The sequence below is a fragment of the Micromonospora acroterricola genome (genome assembly GCF_003172955.1).
GTDB classification, from domain to species: Bacteria; Actinomycetota; Actinomycetes; order Mycobacteriales; family Micromonosporaceae; genus Micromonospora; species Micromonospora acroterricola.
On the sequence record NZ_QGKR01000211.1, the window covers coordinates 1 to 16,946 of the forward strand.

The window sequence follows — 16,946 nt, forward strand, 5'->3', positions numbered from 1 at the left end:
CTGCTGCTGGCCGCCGGAGAGCTGGTCGGCGAGCGGCGGCTGGTGCTCGCCGACGAGCCGACCGGGGCGCTGGACTCGCAGACCGGCGAGGCCGTGCTGCACCTGCTGCGTCGCAGGGTCGACGCGGGCGCCGCCGGCGTACTGGTCACCCACGAGGCGCGGCACGCCGGCTGGGCCGACCGGGTGGTGTTCCTGCGCGACGGGGTGCTGGTCGACACGACGGCGCCGCTGGGCAGCGTCGAGCAACTGCTGTCCGGCAGCGACCGGTGACCATCCGCCGGGCGTTGCGGGCCCCCGGCCGCGCCGACGTCCCGGCGGTCCCGCCCGGTCCGCCGCCAGCTCCTCCGGGCCGGCGGCGGTTGGCCGAGCTGACCGGTTCCTGGCGGGCCGCGCTGCGGATCGCCCGGCGGGAGTCACGGCGGGCACGCCGGCGCACCGCCCTGGTGCTCGCGATGATCGCGCTGCCGGTGCTGGTGCTGACCTTCCTGGCGGTCAGCTACGACATGGCCGAGCTGACCCCGCAGGAGCGGATCGACCGGCGGCTCGGTGTCGCCGACGCGGAGCTGCGCTGGATCACCGACACCCCGATCGCGCAGGACGAGTGGGGCGACAGCTGGTACGCCTCGGAGGGTGATCACGCGTCCGGCCGCCGGACGGCCACCACCTCCGAGGTGGCCGCGCTGCTCCGCCCGGGCAGCCGGGTCACCGAGGTACGCGACACGGTCACGCTGAGCGTCCACGGCCCGCACCGCGACGAGGACCTGGAAGGGCGGGTGCTGGACCTCACCGACCCGTTGGCCCGGGGGCTGGTGCGGTTCCAGGCCGGACGGGCACCCCGGCAGCCCGGCGAGGTCGCGGTGAGCCCGGCCGCGCTCCGCCGCCTGGACCTGCACCTCGGCGCCGCCGTGGCCACCGCCGACGGGACCAGGGTGTACACCGTCGTCGGGGTGGTCGAATTCCCCGACAACCTCGGCCCGGTGGTGGCGCTGCACCCGGCCGCCGTACCGCGAGCCGACCCGGAGCCGCCCGGCACCTGGCTGGTGGACGTGCCCGGCACCGTCGACGCGGCGGTGGTGTCCCGACTCAACGAGCGCGGCGTGCTGGTCGCCCCGCGCCACCCGACCGGCCCGTCGACGCAACCGTCCCGGGGCTGGCTCGGGGTGGTCGGTCCGAACGACGCGGCCGAACTGAGCACCGGCGTGCTGATCGCCGGCCTCGGGCTTCTGGAGGTCGTCCTGCTGGTCGGGCCGGCCTTCGCGGTCGGCGTGCGCCGCCGGCGGCGGGACCTGGCACTGGTCGCGGTGGCCGGTGGGGACGCCGCCCAGCTTCGTCGGGTCGTCCTCGCCGACGGGGTCGTGCTGGGTGTGCTGGGCGCCGCCGCCGGCCTGCTGCTCGGCGTCGGCGCCGCGTTCGCCGGTCGCCCGCTGGTGGAGCAGTACGTCTTCGGCGCCCGCTTCGGCGGGTACCGCTGCTGGCCGTCGGCGCTGGTCCTGCTCGGCGGTGTCGCGGTGCTGGCCGGGGTGCTCGCCGCGCTCGCGCCGGCCTGGACCGCCGCCCGGCAGGACGTCATCGCCGGGCTCGCCGGGCGTCGTACCCCGCCCCGGTCCCCGACCCGGTGGCTGGTCCTCGGGCTGACGCTGGTGGTCGGCGGGGCGGCGCTCGCGGCCCTCGGGGCCACCCAGACCTCACCGGCGGTGATCCTGACCGGCCTGATCCTCGGCGAACTGGGCCTGGTCTGCTGCACGCCCACGCTGATCGGCGCGCTCGCCCGGCTCGGCCGGGTGCTGCCGCTGGCACCCCGGATCGCGCTGCGCGACGCCAGCCGCAACCGGGCCGCGGCGGCGCCGGCCATCTGCGCCGTGATGGCGGCCGTGGCCAGCAGCGTCGCGCTTGGTGGGTACCTGGCCAGCGACGGGGTCCGCGACGCCCGCGCCTACCAGCCGATGCTGCCGACCGGCCATGTGCTGGTCAACCCGGCGGGGCCGGCCCAGCGGCCCGGACCCACGCTGGCCCAGGTCACCACGGCGGCCCGTGCGCACCTGGGCGCCGACGCGGTGGCGCCGGTGCAGGCCGCGGCCTGCACGACGACCACCCCGGGCGGCTACTGCTCCGTCGCGCCGGAGCTACCGCCCGGGCGGGCCTGCCCCTGGCAGCCCGGGGACAGCCTCTCCGACGCGGAGCGCCGGCAGGCCCGGGCGGACCCGCGCTGCGTCGTCCGCGGCGTGGACTACTACGGCACGTGGGTGCGGACCCTGGTGGACGACGGCAGCGCGCTGCCGCTCCTCACCGGCGCGGACCCTGCGGCGACCGACGCCGCCACCGAGGTGCTGCGCGCCGGGGGCGCCGTGGTGACCGACCCGCGCTACCTGCACGACGGCCGGATCACCGTGCAGGTGCACCGGGTGGAGACCGAGTCGGCCGGGCCGGTCGTCACCACCCGGGAACTGCCCGGGTACGCGCTGCCTCCGACGGTCGGCGAACCCAGCCTGCTGCTGTCCGCGACCGCCGCCCGGCAGCTCGGGCTGAGCTGGTCGCCCACCGGCTGGGTGGTCAGCACCCCGGCGCCGCCGGACGTGCGCCGGCAGGAACGCTTCACCGCGGCGCTGCAGTCCTTCGGGGCGTTCTCGCTGAGCGTGGAGCAGGGCGCCGCACCCCGCGACAACTCACCGCTGCTGCTGCTGCTCGCCGCGGCGGCCGGGCTGATCACGGTCGGCGCGGCCGGCATCGCCACCGCGCTCACCGCGGCCGAGGGGCGCGCCGAGCTGTCCACCCTCGCGGCGGTCGGCGCGGCCCCGGGGGTACGCCGACTGCTGGCGATCTGCCAGGCCGGGGTCATCGCCGGCCTGGGCTCGGTGCTCGGCATCGTGGCCGGGCTGGGCACCGCCGCCATCGTGCTGTTCTCGGTCAACCGGCAGTACGCCACCGGCTGGCCGCTGCGTGAGCCGTACCCGTTCCTGATGCCGTGGCCGGCGCTCGGCGTCCTGGTGGTGGTGCCGGTGGTGGCGATGCTCGGCGCGGGCCTGTTCACCCGCGCCCGGTTGCCGATCGAGCGACGGCTCGACTGAGCGGCGCCGTCGGCTTCTCGGGGGGTGCCGCCGGGGCGCGGCAGCCGGCAGACTGGTCGACGTGTCAGTGCTGGGAACCCTCACCCGTCGAGTCGGTCACCACCGCTGGTTCGGCGCCGCCGCCCGCATGCTGGTCCCCGCCGACCGGATCGTCGGCCGGCTCACCAAGGGCCGGGTGGTCGCGCTCGGCCTGATCCCGTCCCTGGTGATCACCACCACCGGCCGCCGTTCCGGCAAGCCGCGCAGCAACCCCCTGCTCTACGTGCCCGACGGGGACGCGTACGTGGTGGTCGGCTCCAACTGGGGGCAGACCCACCAGCCCGGCTGGGCGATGAACCTGCTCGCCGACCCGACCGCCGAGGTGGACGTCAGGGGCCGGCGCGTGCCGGTACGGGCCGAGCTGGCCACCGGCGCCGAGCGGGACCGGCTGTGGCAGCTCCTGGTCACCGAATGGCCGGCGTACCGCACGTACGTGCAGCGGGCCGGCGGCCGGGAGATCCGCGTCTTCCGGCTGGTGCCGACCGGGCGCGGCGGGCCGGGCGCCCCGCCACCGGCTGGTTAGGCTGACGCTCAGTCGGGAACGGGAGGCGGCCGGTGAGCGCGAGCAGCGGGCAGGCCGGTGTGGACCGGGGCTTCGACGATCGACGGTGGGTCGTGGCGGAGCGGGTCGCCGAGGCGGCCCGGCGGCGTTTCCCGGCCGACGTGCTGGCGGTGGCGGTGCACGGTCCGCTGGCGCACGGCGACGACGACGGCGGCGGGGACGGCGAGGTGGGGATGCTGGTGGTCACCTACCGATCCGGCACCGGGCCACCACCGGCGACCCGGCGGGTGGACGGGGTGCTGGTAGACCTGACCGTGGCCGCCGCCGAGGACTACCTCGGGCAGGCGCGGGTGCTCTCCCCACTCTGGCCACTGACGGCCGACCGCTACGTGACGACCCGGGCGTTGCACGACCCGACGGGCTGGTTGCGGACGCTGCGCGACGAGCACCTGGGGCGGCTGGCGCGGGCCAGGCCGGCGGAGTTCAGCACCGCGGCCCGGCAGGCCTGGTACCGGGGCAGCGCGGCGCACGCGCGGGCCGCGCGGCTGGCCGAGTGGTACGAGACCGACCGGGCGCTGCTGATGCTCGGCGAGGCTCGGCTGGCCGCGGCCACGGTGACGGGCCTGTTGAGCCGCACCTACTTCCGGGACCCGGGGGACGCGGTTCGGCGTACCGGTCTGGCCGGCGCGGACATGACCGAGGTCGGGGCGGTGCTGACTCGGCAGGCGGTGGAGCTGACCGCCCGTGGCCGCCCGGTGGACGGCACGGTCGACGAACTGCTCGCCGGCTGACCCGGCGTCACAGCCCGCCCTGCACCCCGATCAGCGACCCGATCAGGTAGGTGGCGGCGGCCGCCGCGGCGCCCAGCAGCAGTTGGCGCAGCCCGCTGGTCCACCAGGGCCGGTTGGTGAACCGGGCCACCACCGCGCCGGCGGCGAACAGCCCGAGCCCGCCGACCGCCAGCGCCAGCCACAGCTCGGTGGCGCCGAACAGGTACGTCAGCAGGGGAACCAGCGCGCCCACCGAGAAGAACAGGAACGAGGAGATCGCCGCCGACCAGGGGCTGGGCTGTTCGTCGGGGTCGACGCCCAACTCCTCGCGGACGTGCACCCGCAGCGCCTCCTCGGGATCACGCCGCACCGCCTCGGCGACCTGGGTGGCCAGGTCCCGGGGCAGGCCGCGGGCCACCCACACGTCGGCCAGTTCGCGGGCCTCCGCCTCGGGGTGCCGCTCCAGCTCGCGCCGTTCCTTGGCCACCTCGGCGGCGACCTGCTCGTTGGCCGAGCGGACGCTCGTGTACTCGCCGAGCCCCATCGAGATCGCGCCGGCCACCAGGCCGGCGGTGCCGGTGAGCACGATGCTGCGCGGCGAGACGCCACCGCCGCCGACTCCGGCGATCAGGGCGATGTTGGTGACCAGTCCGTCCATGGCGCCGAAGACGGCGGGGCGCAGCCAGCCGCCGGAGACGTCCGCGTGGTGCGCCTCGCGCGTTGCCGCCGGGGTGTCGGTCACGGCAGGGTCAGGATCTCGTGGCCGTCGTCGGTCACCACGATGGTGTGCTCGAACTGGGCCGTCCACTTCCGGTCCTTGGTGACCACGGTCCACCCGTCGTCCCACATGTCGTACTGGTAGGTGCCCAGCGTGATCATTGGCTCGATGGTGAAGGTCATCCCCGGCTCCATGATGTCGGTGGGCCGCGGGCTGTCGTAGTGCGGCACGTAGAGCCCGCTGTGGAAGGACTCGCCGATGCCGTGGCCGGTGAAGTCACGGACCACCCCGTAGCCGAACCGCTTGGCGTACGACTCGATGACCCGGCCCACCACGTTGATCTGCCGGCCCGGGGCGACCGCGCGGATGCCGCGCATCATCGCCTCGTGGGTCCGCTCGACCAGCAGCCGGGCCTCCTCGCTGACCTCGCCGACGCAGAAGGTGGCGTCGGTGTCGCCGTGCACCCCTCCGATGTACGCGGTCACGTCGACGTTGATGATGTCGCCGTCCTTCAGGACGGTGGAGTCCGGGATGCCGTGGCAGATGACCTCGTTGAGGCTGGTGCAGCAGGACTTGGGGAAGCCCTTGTAGCCCAGCGTCGACGGGTACGCGTCGTGGTCGCAGAGGAACTCGTGCACCACCCGGTCGATCTCGTCGGTGGTCACGCCGGGCTTGCAGTGCTCGCCGGCGAGCTGCGTCGCCTGGGCGGCCAGCCGGCTGGCGATCCGCATCTTCTCGATGGTCTCCGGCGTCTGCACGTGCGAGCCGCGCCACTCCTGGGGGCGCTTCTTGCCCACGTACTCCGGTCGGGGAATGTGGGCGGGCACCGGTCGCATCGGGGAGAGCGTACCTGGGGTCAGCGGCGGACGGACGGTCATGTCCCAAGCCTATCGCCGGGCCGGCTGGTGACCCTCGCCACGGCCGGCCCGGACCGGTTGTTGCCCTGCCAGGCCGGCTGTGCCATGGTGTCATCGTGGATCAAGGGGGAGCACCGCCCGTCTTCTCCGCCAGCGCGGAGATCGACGGTGATCACCTCCACGTGGTGGTGGCCGGCGAGGTCGACATGGCGACCGCCGACACGATGCTCCAGGCCGCTCTGCGCGAGCCCGCCGAGCGGATCACCCTCGACCTGAGCGCGGTCACCTTCTTCGACTCGGCCGCCATCCACGCCGTGATTCGGCTCGCCCAGCAGTTTCCCGACCGGCTCACCGTGCTGCCGTCCCGGCAGGTCCGTCGGGTGTTGGACATCTCCGGCCTGAGCGGGCAGAGCTGGCTGAAGCCGGCCTGAGCCGGCCTGAGCCGGCCGCGCACCGCCCGTCGGGCGCACGCCCCGTCCGGCCGTCGTCGGGCGCTCGGTCAGGCCTGCAACTGCCGGCGGAGCGTCACCTCGGTGCCCTCATCGGTACGCCGCACCGACAGGTCACCCAACGCCTTGATCAGGGACAGCCCGCGCCCCCGGAATCCGGAGCCGGTCGACTCCCGCCACTGCCCGCTGTCGCGAACGGTCGCGGTCACCGTGCGGTTCTCGATGGCCACCTCCACGCTGATCATCGGCTCGGCGGGGTGGATCGGGTGCTCGATGGCGTTCGCGGCGGCCTCGGAGACCGCCACGGTCAGGTCGAACAGGTCCGTCTCGCCGACCTCGTGCGCGACCAGGAAGTCCTCCAGGCGCTTGCGCAGCACGCTCAGCCGGGTGGGGTCCGCCGGGAGGCGCAGGGCGAAGCGGTTCAGCTCCGCCGCCTCGAGGGCGAGTACCGCCACGTCGTCGCGGCGGGGTCGCCCGACGACCCGCTCGACCACCGCGTCGATCAGGTCCTCCACGTGCTCGCCGGAGACGGCCGCGTCGGCGCGCAGCTGGGCCAGCGCGGCGTCGATGCCGAGCTTGCGGTCCTCGATCAGCCCGTCGGTGTAGAGCAGCAGCCGGCTGCCGGCGGGCAACTCCCCCTCGACGGCCTGGTACGTCGTGCCGGGGATGGCGCCGACCGGTGGGCCGAGCGCGCGGTCGTGCAGGAACGCCACGTCGCCTCCTCTGATCAGCAGTGGCGAGGGGTGACCGGCGCTGGCGTACCGCAGGCGGCCGGTACGCGGGCTGAACAGCAGGCAGACGACGGTGGCGAAGGAGCGGCCCTCGGTGGACCCGACCAGCCGGTTGAGCCGGGTCAGGGACTCACCCGGGTCGTAGCCCTCCAGCACGTACGCCCGCAACGCGTTGCGGAGCTGTCCCATCGCCGCGGCGGCCCGGACGCCCTTGCCGACCACGTCACCGATGACCAGCACCAGCTCGTCGTCCTCCAGCGCGATCACGTCGTACCAGTCGCCGCCGACCTCGACGTCGGCGCTGCCCGGCAGGTAGCGGCTCGCCACCACCGCGCCGGGCATCTGCGGCAGCGACCGGGGCAGCAGGCTGTGCTGCAGGGTGGTGGCGATCCGGTGCTCGGCCTCGTAGAGCTGGGCGTTCTCCAGCCGCACTCCGACCAGCCGGGCGAGCTGGGTCAGCGCGGCCTCGTCGGCCTGGGCGTCGTCACTGGCCGGCCGCCAGACCCGTAGCTCGCCGAGCGGCTCACCGGCGGTGCCGGTCAGCTCGGCCACGAAGGACGGGTCGGCGGCGGTGACGCCGCCGGCGTCCGCCTCGAACCGGGCTCCGGTGGCGGTGACCACCACCCGTGCGGCCTCGGCAAGGTTGAGCGCGTGCCGGGCGGCGACCTGGAGCACGTCGGCGGTCGACCGGGCGGTGTTGACCGCGACGGCGGCGTCGGCCAGCGCCCGGAGCCGGCGGATGATCTGCCCGCGCAGCTGGCCCAGCTCGACGTTGGCCCGGACCCGGGCGATCAGCTCCTGGCCGGAGAACGGCTTGGTGAGGTAGTCGTCGGCGCCGACGGAGAGACCGGCCACCGCCTCCGCGGAGCCGGCCCGGGCGGAGAGCAGCACGATCGGCACGTGCCGGGTACGCGGGTCCGCGCGTAGCGCGCCGACCAGCCCGAACCCGTCCAGCCGGGGCATCATCACGTCGGTGAGCACCAGGTCGAACCCGCCCTCGCGGGCCAGTGGCAGTGCCGCCAGCCCATCGCTCGCGGTGACCACCTCCCAGGTCGGGGTGAGCAGCCGGGTGACGTGCTCGCGCAGGTCCGCGTTGTCGTCGACGATCAGGATGCGGCCGGCCGGGGGGACCTCCGTCGGCCGGACGGCGAACTCCGGCGGCGGCTCGCTGCCGGTCCACAACGCGGTCTCGGCCACGTAGAGCCGGGCCTGGTCGGGCTCGCTTGCCTGCACGGAGCCGGACGCCGCCACCCGGTCGGCGGGCAGGTGCGCCGACCCGAACGGGATCGTCACCGTGAAGGTGCTGCCCTCGTCGACCCGGCTGGTCAGCCCCACCTCGCCGCCGTGCATCCCGACCAGCTCCCGGACCAGCGCCAGGCCGATCCCGGTGCCCTCGTGGGTGCGGGCGCGCACCCCCGGCACCCGGTGGAACCGCTCGAAGACGTGCGGCAGCTCGGCCGGCACGATCCCCACGCCGGTGTCCGTCACCTCCAGTCGGGCGGCGCCGTCCACCGCCCGGACCCGGACCCGGATCTCGCCGTCGAAGGTGAACTTGACCGCGTTCGACACCAGGTTGAGGACGATCTTCTCCCACATGTCCCGGTCGACGAAGACGGGCGCCGGCAGGGGCGGGCAGTCCACCACCAGTCGCAGGCCCGCCCGGTCGGTGGCCGAGCGGAAGGTGCTGGCGAGCCGGGCGGTGTAGTCGGCGAGGTCGGTGGGCTGGTAGCGGGCGGCCAGCCGACCGGATTCGAGCCGGGAGAAGTCCAGCACGGTGTTGACCAGCTTGAGCAGGCGCAGCGCGTTGCGGTGCATCGTGGTGAGCCGGTCGGTGTAGTCGGCGGGCAGCGCCGGGTCGGCCAGCATGTCGTCCAGCGGGCCGAGCACCAGGGTCAGCGGGGTGCGGAACTCGTGGCTGACGTTGGCGAAGAAGTTGCTCTTGGCCTGGTCCAATGTGGCCAGCTCCGCGGTGCGGGCCCGCTCCTGCTCGTACGCCCGCTGCTTGCCCATCGCCCGGGAGATCTGGGCGGCCACCAGGTCGAGGAAGTCGCGGTACTCGTCGCTGAGCGGCAGCCGGCGTGCCGCGCCGACGACCAGCGCGCCGACCGTCTCGTTGGTCGCCGTGATGGGCAGCACGAAGGCCTTGTCGGCCGCGTCGGCCGGCGGTGGGTCGAGCAGCCCGGCCACGTCGATCGCGGCGGGCGCGCCGTCGGCGGCGACCCGGGCGAGCACCTCGGGGTCCATCCCGACGGACGTCGGGCCGGTGCCGTGGGAACCGGCCAGGGTGAACCGGCCGGCGTCGTCGGCCAGGTAGATCAGCGCGAACGGCACGTCGGCGCGGTGCCGACCGAGTACGTCGGCGGCGGTCCGGCCGAGCTCGGCGGCGCTGCCCGCGTCGGCCAGCTCGGCGCCCAGCTCGGCCAGCGCGCGCAGCCGGCGCTCGCCGACCACCCGGCCGGTGGTCTCGTTGACGATGCAGTAGACGCCGTCGACCGAGCCGTCGGCCCCCCGGATCGGGTCGTACGAGACGTCGAAGTAGGTCTCCTCGAGGAAGCCGTACCGGTCCAGCAGGAACGGGTGGTCCTCGCCCCGGTAGGAACGCCCGGTGCGCCGGACGCCTTCGAGCAGGGGCCCGAGCACCTCCCAGGTCTCCGCCCAGTGCTGCCGTGCCGGTTGGCCGAGCACCGCCGGGTGCTTGGCGCCGATGGTCGGGCGGTAGGCGTCGTTGTAGAAGGCGAGCTCGTCCTCGCCCCAGAACATGACGATCTGCGCGCTGGAGGCGAGCATCATGCCGACCGCGGTGGAGAGCGACGGCGGCCAGCCGCCGGGTGCGCCCACCGGTGTCGAGGACCAGTCGAAGCCGTTCAGCCGCTCGCCCAGCTCTCCACCGGCCGCGAACGCGGCCGCCAGCATCGGGGAGAGTTTCCCGCCGTCCGCGAAGGGGTTCCCCGCGTCCGCGCCCCCCTGGGCCGAGCTCATGCAGCCTCCCGCTCCGGCCGTGCCCCCAGCCGTTGATCTCCCACGTGCCGTGCTCCGACCTGTACCCCGGCGGATCAGCAACGTAACGTATGTCGCTGCTCAGACGCTGATTACCCACGCTCACCCGTCGGCCACCCGACAGTGCGGGGTGGGTGCGGTGGCGGGCGGCCCCGGCGGGCGGTGATTCCGTACTCAGAAGACGGGCAGGCCGTCGATGCTCGCCGCGTTCTTGGTGGCCCGGTAGGCCACCAGGTCGTCGGCGGTACGGCGCGAGTGTGAGGTGAGCAACAGATCACGTTCGGCGCGGTAGTCCAGCAACGGCACCGCGTACCCGCAGGAGTCGCTGACCCGCTCCACCTCGACGGTGATCACGGCTCGGACGGCGTGCACGTCCGGCGGCTCGGGGAACTCGGCGAGCCGGTCGGCGAAGGCCTCCTCGGTCACCGCGACACTGCTGCCCCGGCCGTGCAACCGGACGACCTTCGGCGGGCCGTCGAAGGCGCAGAACATCAGCGTGATCCGGCCGTCGTCCCGCAGGTGAGCGATGGTCTCCGCGCCGCTGCCGTGGTAATCGAGGTACGCCACGCGGTGCGGCCCGAGGATCACGAAGGTGCCCCGCATGCCCTTCGGTGAGACGTTGACGTGCCCCTCGGCACCCGACGGCGCGGTGGCCACGAAGAAGACCGGCTGGGCCGCGATGAAGTCACGCAGTCGGCCATCGATCTCCGGATAGACCTTGCCCATGTGCTGATCCTCCCACCAGCGGCCTCACCCGGCGGTTGCGATGTGCGTCACGTCGCCGCGGGCCTCCGGAGCGCGGTGTCGTCGGGCGGGGCGACCAGCGCACCGGGGGTCCGCTGGCGGGCCGCCCGCACCAGCGCGGCGATCGGGAGGGGATCCGGCTCGTTCTCCGGATGCCACTGCACCCCCAGCACGAACGGCCGACCCGGATCCTCGACCGCCTCGATCACGCCGTCCGCCGCCCAGCCGGTGACCGCGAGCCGCCCGGGGTCGGCGACCGCCTGGTGGTGGTACGAGTTGACCCCGTCCACGCCGGCCAACACGGTGGCGGCCAGGCTGCCCGGCGCGAACCGCACGGCATGCGCGCCGTAGACCCCGGGCGCCGGCCGGTGCGCGTCGTGACCGACCACGTCGGGCAGATGCTGGTGCAGGGTGCCGCCGTAGGCGACGGCCAGCAGTTGCATCCCCCGGCAGACCCCCAGCACCGGCACCTCGGCGGTGAGCGCGGCGGCCAGCAGGGTCAGCTCGCCGGCGTCCCGGTCGGGCCGGTCGTCGGTCCTGGGGTCGCGCGGCTGGCCGTACCGCCCCGGGTCGACGTCGGCGCCGCCGGCCAGCAGCAGCCCGTCGAGGACGGCCACCACGTCACCGTCCGCGTCGTCCGGCGGCAGCACCACCGCACGACCACCGGCGGCGGTCACCGCCCGCACGTACGCCTCGGGCACCAGCACCGCCCGAACACCCCACCAGACCGCCCAGTCGGCAGGCTCGACGTACGCGCTGATCCCGATCAACGGCCTGGTCACGGAGCTGGCACCGTTCGCGACTGCGGGGCTCGCAAACCCGGCTCATTCCTCGCGCTCACAGTGGCGTGACGTACGCGCCGGTGATCCCGCCGTCGACCACGAACTGCGCGGCGGTCATGAACGAGGCGTCGTCGCTGGCCAGGAACGCCACCGCGGCGGCAATCTCCTCCGGTTGCCCGAACCGGCCCATCGGCACGTGCACCAGCCGGCGGGCGGCCCGCTCCGGGTCGGCGGCGAAGAGTTCCAGCAGCAGCGGGGTGGCCACCGGGCCGGGACAGAGCGCGTTGACCCGGATGCCCTCCCGGGCGAACTGGACGCCCAGCTCCCGGGTCATCGCCAGCACCCCGCCCTTGCTCGCCGTGTACGCGATCTGCGACGTCGCCGCGCCCATCAGCGCCACGAACGACGCCGTGTTGATGATCGAGCCCTTGCCCTGGCGGCGCATGTGCGGGATGGCGTACTTGCAGCAGAGGTAGACGCTCGTCGTGTTGACCCGCAGCACCCGCTCCCAGGCGTCCAGGCCGGTGTCCAGGATGGAGTCGTCGTCCGGCGGGGAGATGCCGGCGTTGTTGAACGCGACGTCCACCCGCCCGTGCCGGTCGGCCACGCCGTCGAAGAGGTCGCGCACCGCCGACTCGTCGGCGACGTCGGTGGCCACGAACTCGCCGCCGCACTCCTCGGCGGCCCGCTCGCCGGCCTCCGCGTCAATGTCCACGCAGACCACCCGGGCGCCCTCGGCGGCGAACCGCCGGACGGTGGCCAACCCGATCCCGCTGCCCGCTCCGGTGACCACGGCCACCCGGTCCTGCAACCGACCCTGCACTGGCGTCACTCCTCTGTCGCGATGAACACGTTCTTGACGTCGGTGAAGGCGTGCAGCGCGTCCGGGCCGAGCTCCCGGCCCAGCCCGGAGCGCTTCATCCCGCCGAACGGGGTCCAGTAGCGCACCGAGGAGTGCGAGTTGACGCTGAGGTTGCCCGAGTCGACGGCCCGGGCCAGGCGGAGGGCGCGCCCCACGTCGCGGGTCCAGATCGAGCCGGAGAGGCCGTACTCGGTGTCGTTGGCGAGACGGACGGCGTCGGCCTCGTCGTCGAACGGGAGCACCGAGACCACCGGGCCGAAGATCTCCTCCCGCCAGTGCCGGTCGGCCGGCGAGTCGGCCAGCAGCACAGTCGGGGCGTGCCAGAAACCGGGGCCGTCGGGGCAGGAGCCGGTGAACGCCACCCGCGACCCGGCCACGTAGCCGGCCACCCGGTCGCGCTGCCCCGCGGAGATCAGGGGGCCCATCTCGGCGGTGTCCCGGGAGGGGTCCTCCACGCGCACCGCCCGTACCGCCGGTTCGAGCAGTTCCAGGAAGCGGTCGTACACCGGTCGCTGGACCAGGATCCGGGACCGGGCGCAGCAGTCCTGGCCCGCGTTGTCGAAGACCGCGGACGGCGCGGTGGCGGCGGCGCGGTCCAGGTCGGCGTCGGCGAACACGATGTTCGCGCTCTTGCCGCCCAGCTCCAGGGTGAGCCGCTTCACCTGGGCGGCACAGCCGGCCATGATCCTGGTGCCGACCTCGGTGGAGCCGGTGAAGCAGATCTTGCGGACCGCCGGGTGGCTGACGAACCGCTCCCCCACCACGGCACCCTCACCCGGGACGACGGTGAACACGTCGTCGGGCAGGCCGGCCTCGCGGGCCAGCTCGGCGAGGCGCAGCGCCGTGAGCGGGGTCAGCTCGGCGGGTTTGAGCACCACGGTGTTGCCGGCGGCGAGGGCCGGGACGAACCCCCAGGCGGCGATCGGCATCGGGAAGTTCCACGGCACGATCACCCCGACCACGCCGAGCGGCTCGTGGAAGGTGACGTCCCACCCGCCGGCGACGGGGATCTGCCGCCCGGTCAGCCGCTCCGGCGCGCCCGCGTAGTAGTCGAGCACGTCCCGGACGTTGGCGGCCTCCCAGCGGGCGTTGCCGATGGTATGCCCGGAGTTGCGGACCTCCAGCGCGGCCAGCTCGTCCAGGTGCGCGTCGACCACGGCGGCGAACCGCCGCAGCATCCGGGCCCGCTCCCCCGGCGCCACGGCCCGCCAGGCCTCGAAGGCCCGAGCCGCCCGCGAGACAGCGGAATCAACCTCCTCCAGGGAGGCGCCGGGAACGTCCCGGAACCCCTCCCCGGAAGCCGGATCCACGACCAGGGTCACGCGCCCCACCCCCCGCGCTCGTTACAGGCGTTCGAAGCCACGGGTCAGCTCCCAGTCCGTCACGGCGGCGTCGAAGGCGGCGATCTCGACCCGGGCCTGGTTGGCGTAGTGGGCGACCACCTCCGCGCCGAAGGCCTCCCGGGCCACCGTCGACTCCTCCCACAGCGCCAGGGCGTCGCGTAGGGTGCCCGGCACCCGCTCGGCGTCCGGGTCGTCGTACGCGTTGCCGGTGCACTCCGGGCCCAGCTTGAGCCCTCGGTCGATGCCGTGCAGCGCGCCCGCGACCAGCCCGGCGATCGCCAGGTACGGGTTGACGTCGGCGCCGGGCACCCGGTTCTCCACCCGCATGCCCTGCCCGTGCCCGACCACCCGCAGCGCGCAGGTGCGGTTGTCCACGCCCCACCGCAACGCGGTCGGGGCGAACGTGCCCGGCTGGTAGCGCTTGTAGGAGTTGATGTTCGGGGCGAAGAGCAGGCTGAACTCCCGCATCGTGGCCAGCAGCCCGGCGAGCACCCGCTGCCCGGTCTCCGACAGGTGCGCCGGCCCGCCGCCGAGCATCGCCGAGGCGCCGCTGGTGTCCCGCAGCGAGAAGTGGATGTGGCAGGAGTTCCCCTCCCGCGCGTTCGGCTTGGCCATGAACGTGATCGACACACCCTCCTGGGCGGCGATCTCCTTGGCGCCGTTCTTGTAGATGACGTGATGGTCGGCGCACGCCACCGCCTCGTCGTAGCGGAAGGCGATCTCGTGCTGGCCGAGGTTGCACTCACCCTTGGCGCTCTCCGGGGTCAGCCCGGCCCCGGCCATCTCGGTGCGGATCCGGCGCAGCAGCGGCTCGACCCGGGCGGTGCCGAGCAAGGAGTAGTCCACGTTGTACTGGTTGGCCGGGGTGAGGTCGCGGTAGCCGCGCCGCCAGGCGTCCTCGTACGAGTCGCGGAACAGCACGAACTCCAGCTCGGTGCCGGCGTACGCGGTCAGCCCGTGCTCGGCCAGCCGGGCGAGCTGCCGGCGCAGGATCTGCCGGGGCGAGGCGACCACGTCACCGGAGCCGTCCAGCCAGGTCAGGTCGGCCAGCAGCAGCGCGGAGCCGGGCTGCCAGGGCATCCGGCGCAGGGTGGCGAAGTCCGGAACCATCGCGAAGTCGCCGTAGCCGCGCTCCCAGCTCGACATCGCGTACCCGTCGACGGTGTTCATGTCGACGTCCACGGCGAGCAGGTAGTTGCAACCCTCGCTGCCGTTGGCCACCACCTGGTCGAGGAAGAAGGGCGCGTGGAACCGTTTGCCCTGCAACCGGCCCTGCATGTCGACGAGGGCCAACACCACCGTGTCGATCTCGCCCTCGGCCACGGCGACCCGCAGTTGTTCCAGCGTGAGCGGCGCTTTCCTCATGTGCGGGCCTCCATCACCAAGGTCTACTGGCAAACCGGATCACCGTCAATGCCCCCGGCGGCGAGGGCGGCAAACCCGGCGGGACGGCAGCGGTGCCCGTCCCGCCGGGTGCCGGTCAGGCCGGGCCGTCGACCGGCGTCGGGTCGGCCGCAGGCGCCTCGACGGTACGCACGGGGCCGGCGAACCACTTCCGTGCGGAGGCGTACCACCAGACGGCGACGACGAGCAGCACCCCGCCCACGGCGAGCGGCGCGTAGTTCACGGCCGACCAGGTGAACCCGTCGTTGCCGGGCACCCCGGCGGGCACGATCGGCAGCACGAAGTAGACGGCGATGACCACGATCTCGACCACCGCGATCCAGCCGAGCAGCTTGTACTTCCGCCCGAGCGTCCACGGTCCCGGCACGAAGCGGTCGCCCATCCGCAGTCGCAGCGCGATCGGGATGAGGAAGGACAGGTAGAGCCCGAGCACCGCGACGGAGACCACCGCGTAGAAGGCGATCGGGATGCCGGCGGAGCTCTCGTACAGCGCCGGCAGGGTGAGCACCAGGCCGGCCACGGTGGCGCCGATGATCGCGTTGACCGGGGTGCCGTTGCGGTCCACCCGGGACCAGAGGCGCCAGCCCGGGACCGCGCGGTCGCGGCTGAACGCGTACGCCATCCGGCTCATCGAGGTCACGCAGCTCATCCCGCAGAAGAACTGCCCGATGGTCGAGATGATGATGACGATCTTGAAGAAGACCGGGGTGAGCGCGGACTCGAAGATGGCGCCGGAGAAGCCGCCGGCGGCGTTGACCGCCTCGACGTCGGTGGCCGCGAAGAGGAACGCCAGCAGCAGGATCCAGCCGCCGACCGCCGAGTAGAAGATCGACTGCCAGAGCCCCCGTGCGGCGGCCTGCGAGGCGCCCCGGGTCTCCTCCGAGACGTGCGCGCAGGCGTCGAAGCCGGTGATCGTGTACTGGGTGAGCAGGAAGCCCAGCGGCAGCACGTAGAACCAGAAGGTCAGCCCGCCGGTGTTCCCGTCACCGAAGCCGGAGTTGTTGAACCGCTCGGTGAACACGAACTGGAAGCTCTGGTGGTTGTCCGGGACGAGGACCAGGATGGCCACCACGGCGGCCGCGCCGGCGACGTGCCACCAGACCGAGACGTTCTGGAGGACGTCGATGATCCGGTGCCCGAAGATGTTGATCAGACCGTGCAGCGCCAGGATGATCACGAACAGGACGAACGCCTGGCGCAGCGTGCCGGCCCAGCCGTCGAAGAGCGCCGACAGGGTGAGGTTGAGGAAGGTCGCGCACCCGTAGTCGACCGAGGCGGTGACCGCCACCAGGCCGATCAGGTTCAGCCAGCCGGTGAACCAGCCGTGCACCGGGCGGCCCATGGTCGCCGCCCACCAGTAGATGCCGCCGGCGGTCGGGTACGCCGACACCAGCTCCGCCATGCAGAAGCCGATGATCAGGATGAACAGTGAGATCAGCGGCCAGCCCCACGAGATGGCGACCGGCCCGCCGTTGTTCCACGCCTGACCGAAGGTGGTGAAGCAGCCGGCCAGGATCGAGATGATCGAGAACGAGATGGCGAAGTTGGAGAAGCCGCTCCACTTGCGGCGCAGCTCCTGTTTGTAGCCGAGTTCGGCGAGCCGTCGGGCGTCGTCGTCCATCGGTTGCTCGGCGGTCGGCACGGGCGTCGTGGCCACTGCACACCTCCCTGAGGTGGTTCCGC

Annotated in this window: 13 protein-coding genes and 1 pseudogene; 5 read left to right on the forward strand and 9 right to left on the reverse strand. The window is 73.6% G+C overall.

Annotated elements, in window-relative coordinates; all coding sequences use genetic code 11:
* From DKT68_RS17570 to DKT68_RS17585, 4 genes and pseudogenes are all read left to right on the forward strand, one after another.
* A pseudogene (locus tag DKT68_RS17570) lies at positions 1-270 on the forward strand (ABC transporter ATP-binding protein); the annotation flags it as partial.
* Positions 267-3,065: an FtsX-like permease family protein gene (locus DKT68_RS17575; RefSeq protein WP_236646943.1), complete on the forward strand. Its 2,799-nt coding sequence runs from the start codon at positions 267-269 to the stop codon at positions 3,063-3,065. The pseudogene DKT68_RS17570 and the gene DKT68_RS17575, both read left to right, overlap by 4 nt.
* Positions 3,066-3,126: 61 nt before the next feature.
* On the forward strand, positions 3,127-3,627 hold the full coding sequence (locus DKT68_RS17580) for a nitroreductase family deazaflavin-dependent oxidoreductase (RefSeq protein WP_109818501.1): 501 nt from the start codon (positions 3,127-3,129) through the stop codon (positions 3,625-3,627).
* A gap of 32 nt (positions 3,628-3,659) precedes the next feature.
* Positions 3,660-4,397 (forward strand): hypothetical protein, encoded by a 738-nt coding sequence (locus DKT68_RS17585; protein ID WP_109818502.1) that lies wholly within the window; start codon positions 3,660-3,662, stop codon positions 4,395-4,397.
* Between the two features lie 7 nt (positions 4,398-4,404).
* On the opposite strand, the gene DKT68_RS17590 is transcribed toward DKT68_RS17585, so the two are convergent.
* On the reverse strand, positions 4,405-5,118 hold the full coding sequence (locus DKT68_RS17590; RefSeq protein ID WP_109818503.1) for a VIT1/CCC1 transporter family protein: 714 nt from the start codon (positions 5,116-5,118) through the stop codon (positions 4,405-4,407).
* Positions 5,115-5,972, reverse strand: coding sequence for a type I methionyl aminopeptidase (map, locus tag DKT68_RS17595; RefSeq protein WP_074317881.1), 858 nt, complete (start codon positions 5,970-5,972; stop codon positions 5,115-5,117). Before map ends, DKT68_RS17590 begins: the two co-directional genes overlap by 4 nt.
* 95 nt (positions 5,973-6,067) lie before the next feature.
* On the opposite strand from map, the gene DKT68_RS17600 reads away from it, so the two are divergent.
* Positions 6,068-6,382, forward strand: coding sequence for an STAS domain-containing protein (locus DKT68_RS17600; protein WP_201749081.1), 315 nt, complete (start codon positions 6,068-6,070; stop codon positions 6,380-6,382).
* A 68-nt stretch (positions 6,383-6,450) separates the two neighbouring features.
* Here DKT68_RS17600 and DKT68_RS17605 read toward each other — a convergent pair whose 3' ends face one another.
* From DKT68_RS17605 to DKT68_RS17635, 7 genes are all read right to left on the reverse strand, one after another.
* On the reverse strand, positions 6,451-10,110 hold the full coding sequence (locus tag DKT68_RS17605; protein ID WP_109818505.1) for a SpoIIE family protein phosphatase: 3,660 nt from the start codon (positions 10,108-10,110) through the stop codon (positions 6,451-6,453).
* A 192-nt stretch (positions 10,111-10,302) separates the two neighbouring features.
* Positions 10,303-10,854 (reverse strand): pyridoxamine 5'-phosphate oxidase family protein, encoded by a 552-nt coding sequence (locus DKT68_RS17610; RefSeq protein ID WP_109818506.1) that lies wholly within the window; start codon positions 10,852-10,854, stop codon positions 10,303-10,305.
* 47 nt (positions 10,855-10,901) lie between these two features.
* On the reverse strand, positions 10,902-11,654 hold the full coding sequence (locus DKT68_RS17615) for a gamma-glutamyl-gamma-aminobutyrate hydrolase family protein (protein WP_109818507.1): 753 nt from the start codon (positions 11,652-11,654) through the stop codon (positions 10,902-10,904).
* 55 nt (positions 11,655-11,709) lie between these two features.
* Entirely contained in the window at positions 11,710-12,477 is a 768-nt protein-coding gene (locus tag DKT68_RS17620) for a 3-oxoacyl-ACP reductase (RefSeq protein ID WP_109818508.1), read from the reverse strand.
* A 5-nt stretch (positions 12,478-12,482) separates the two neighbouring features.
* Complete coding sequence (locus tag DKT68_RS17625; RefSeq protein WP_109818509.1) at positions 12,483-13,838, reverse strand: aldehyde dehydrogenase family protein; 1,356 nt, start codon at positions 13,836-13,838, stop codon at positions 12,483-12,485.
* 21 nt (positions 13,839-13,859) lie between these two features.
* Complete coding sequence (locus DKT68_RS17630; protein WP_109818510.1) at positions 13,860-15,224, reverse strand: glutamine synthetase family protein; 1,365 nt, start codon at positions 15,222-15,224, stop codon at positions 13,860-13,862.
* Positions 15,225-15,339: 115 nt separating this feature from the next.
* Positions 15,340-16,920 (reverse strand): amino acid permease, encoded by a 1,581-nt coding sequence (locus tag DKT68_RS17635; protein WP_109818511.1) that lies wholly within the window; start codon positions 16,918-16,920, stop codon positions 15,340-15,342.
* Between the last annotated feature and the right edge of the window lie 26 nt (positions 16,921-16,946).

Bases quoted from the DNA above. Each gene is read 5' to 3' on its own strand.
- DKT68_RS17630 (WP_109818510.1), bottom strand. From the start codon at position 15,224: ATGAGGAAAGCGCCGCTCACGCTGGAACAACTGCGGGTCGCCGTGGCC.
- DKT68_RS17605 (WP_109818505.1), bottom strand. From the start codon at position 10,110: ATGAGCTCGGCCCAGGGGGGCGCGGACGCGGGGAACCCCTTCGCGGAC.
- map (WP_074317881.1), bottom strand. From the start codon at position 5,972: ATGACCGTCCGTCCGCCGCTGACCCCAGGTACGCTCTCCCCGATGCGA.
- DKT68_RS17610 (WP_109818506.1), bottom strand. From the start codon at position 10,854: ATGGGCAAGGTCTATCCGGAGATCGATGGCCGACTGCGTGACTTCATC.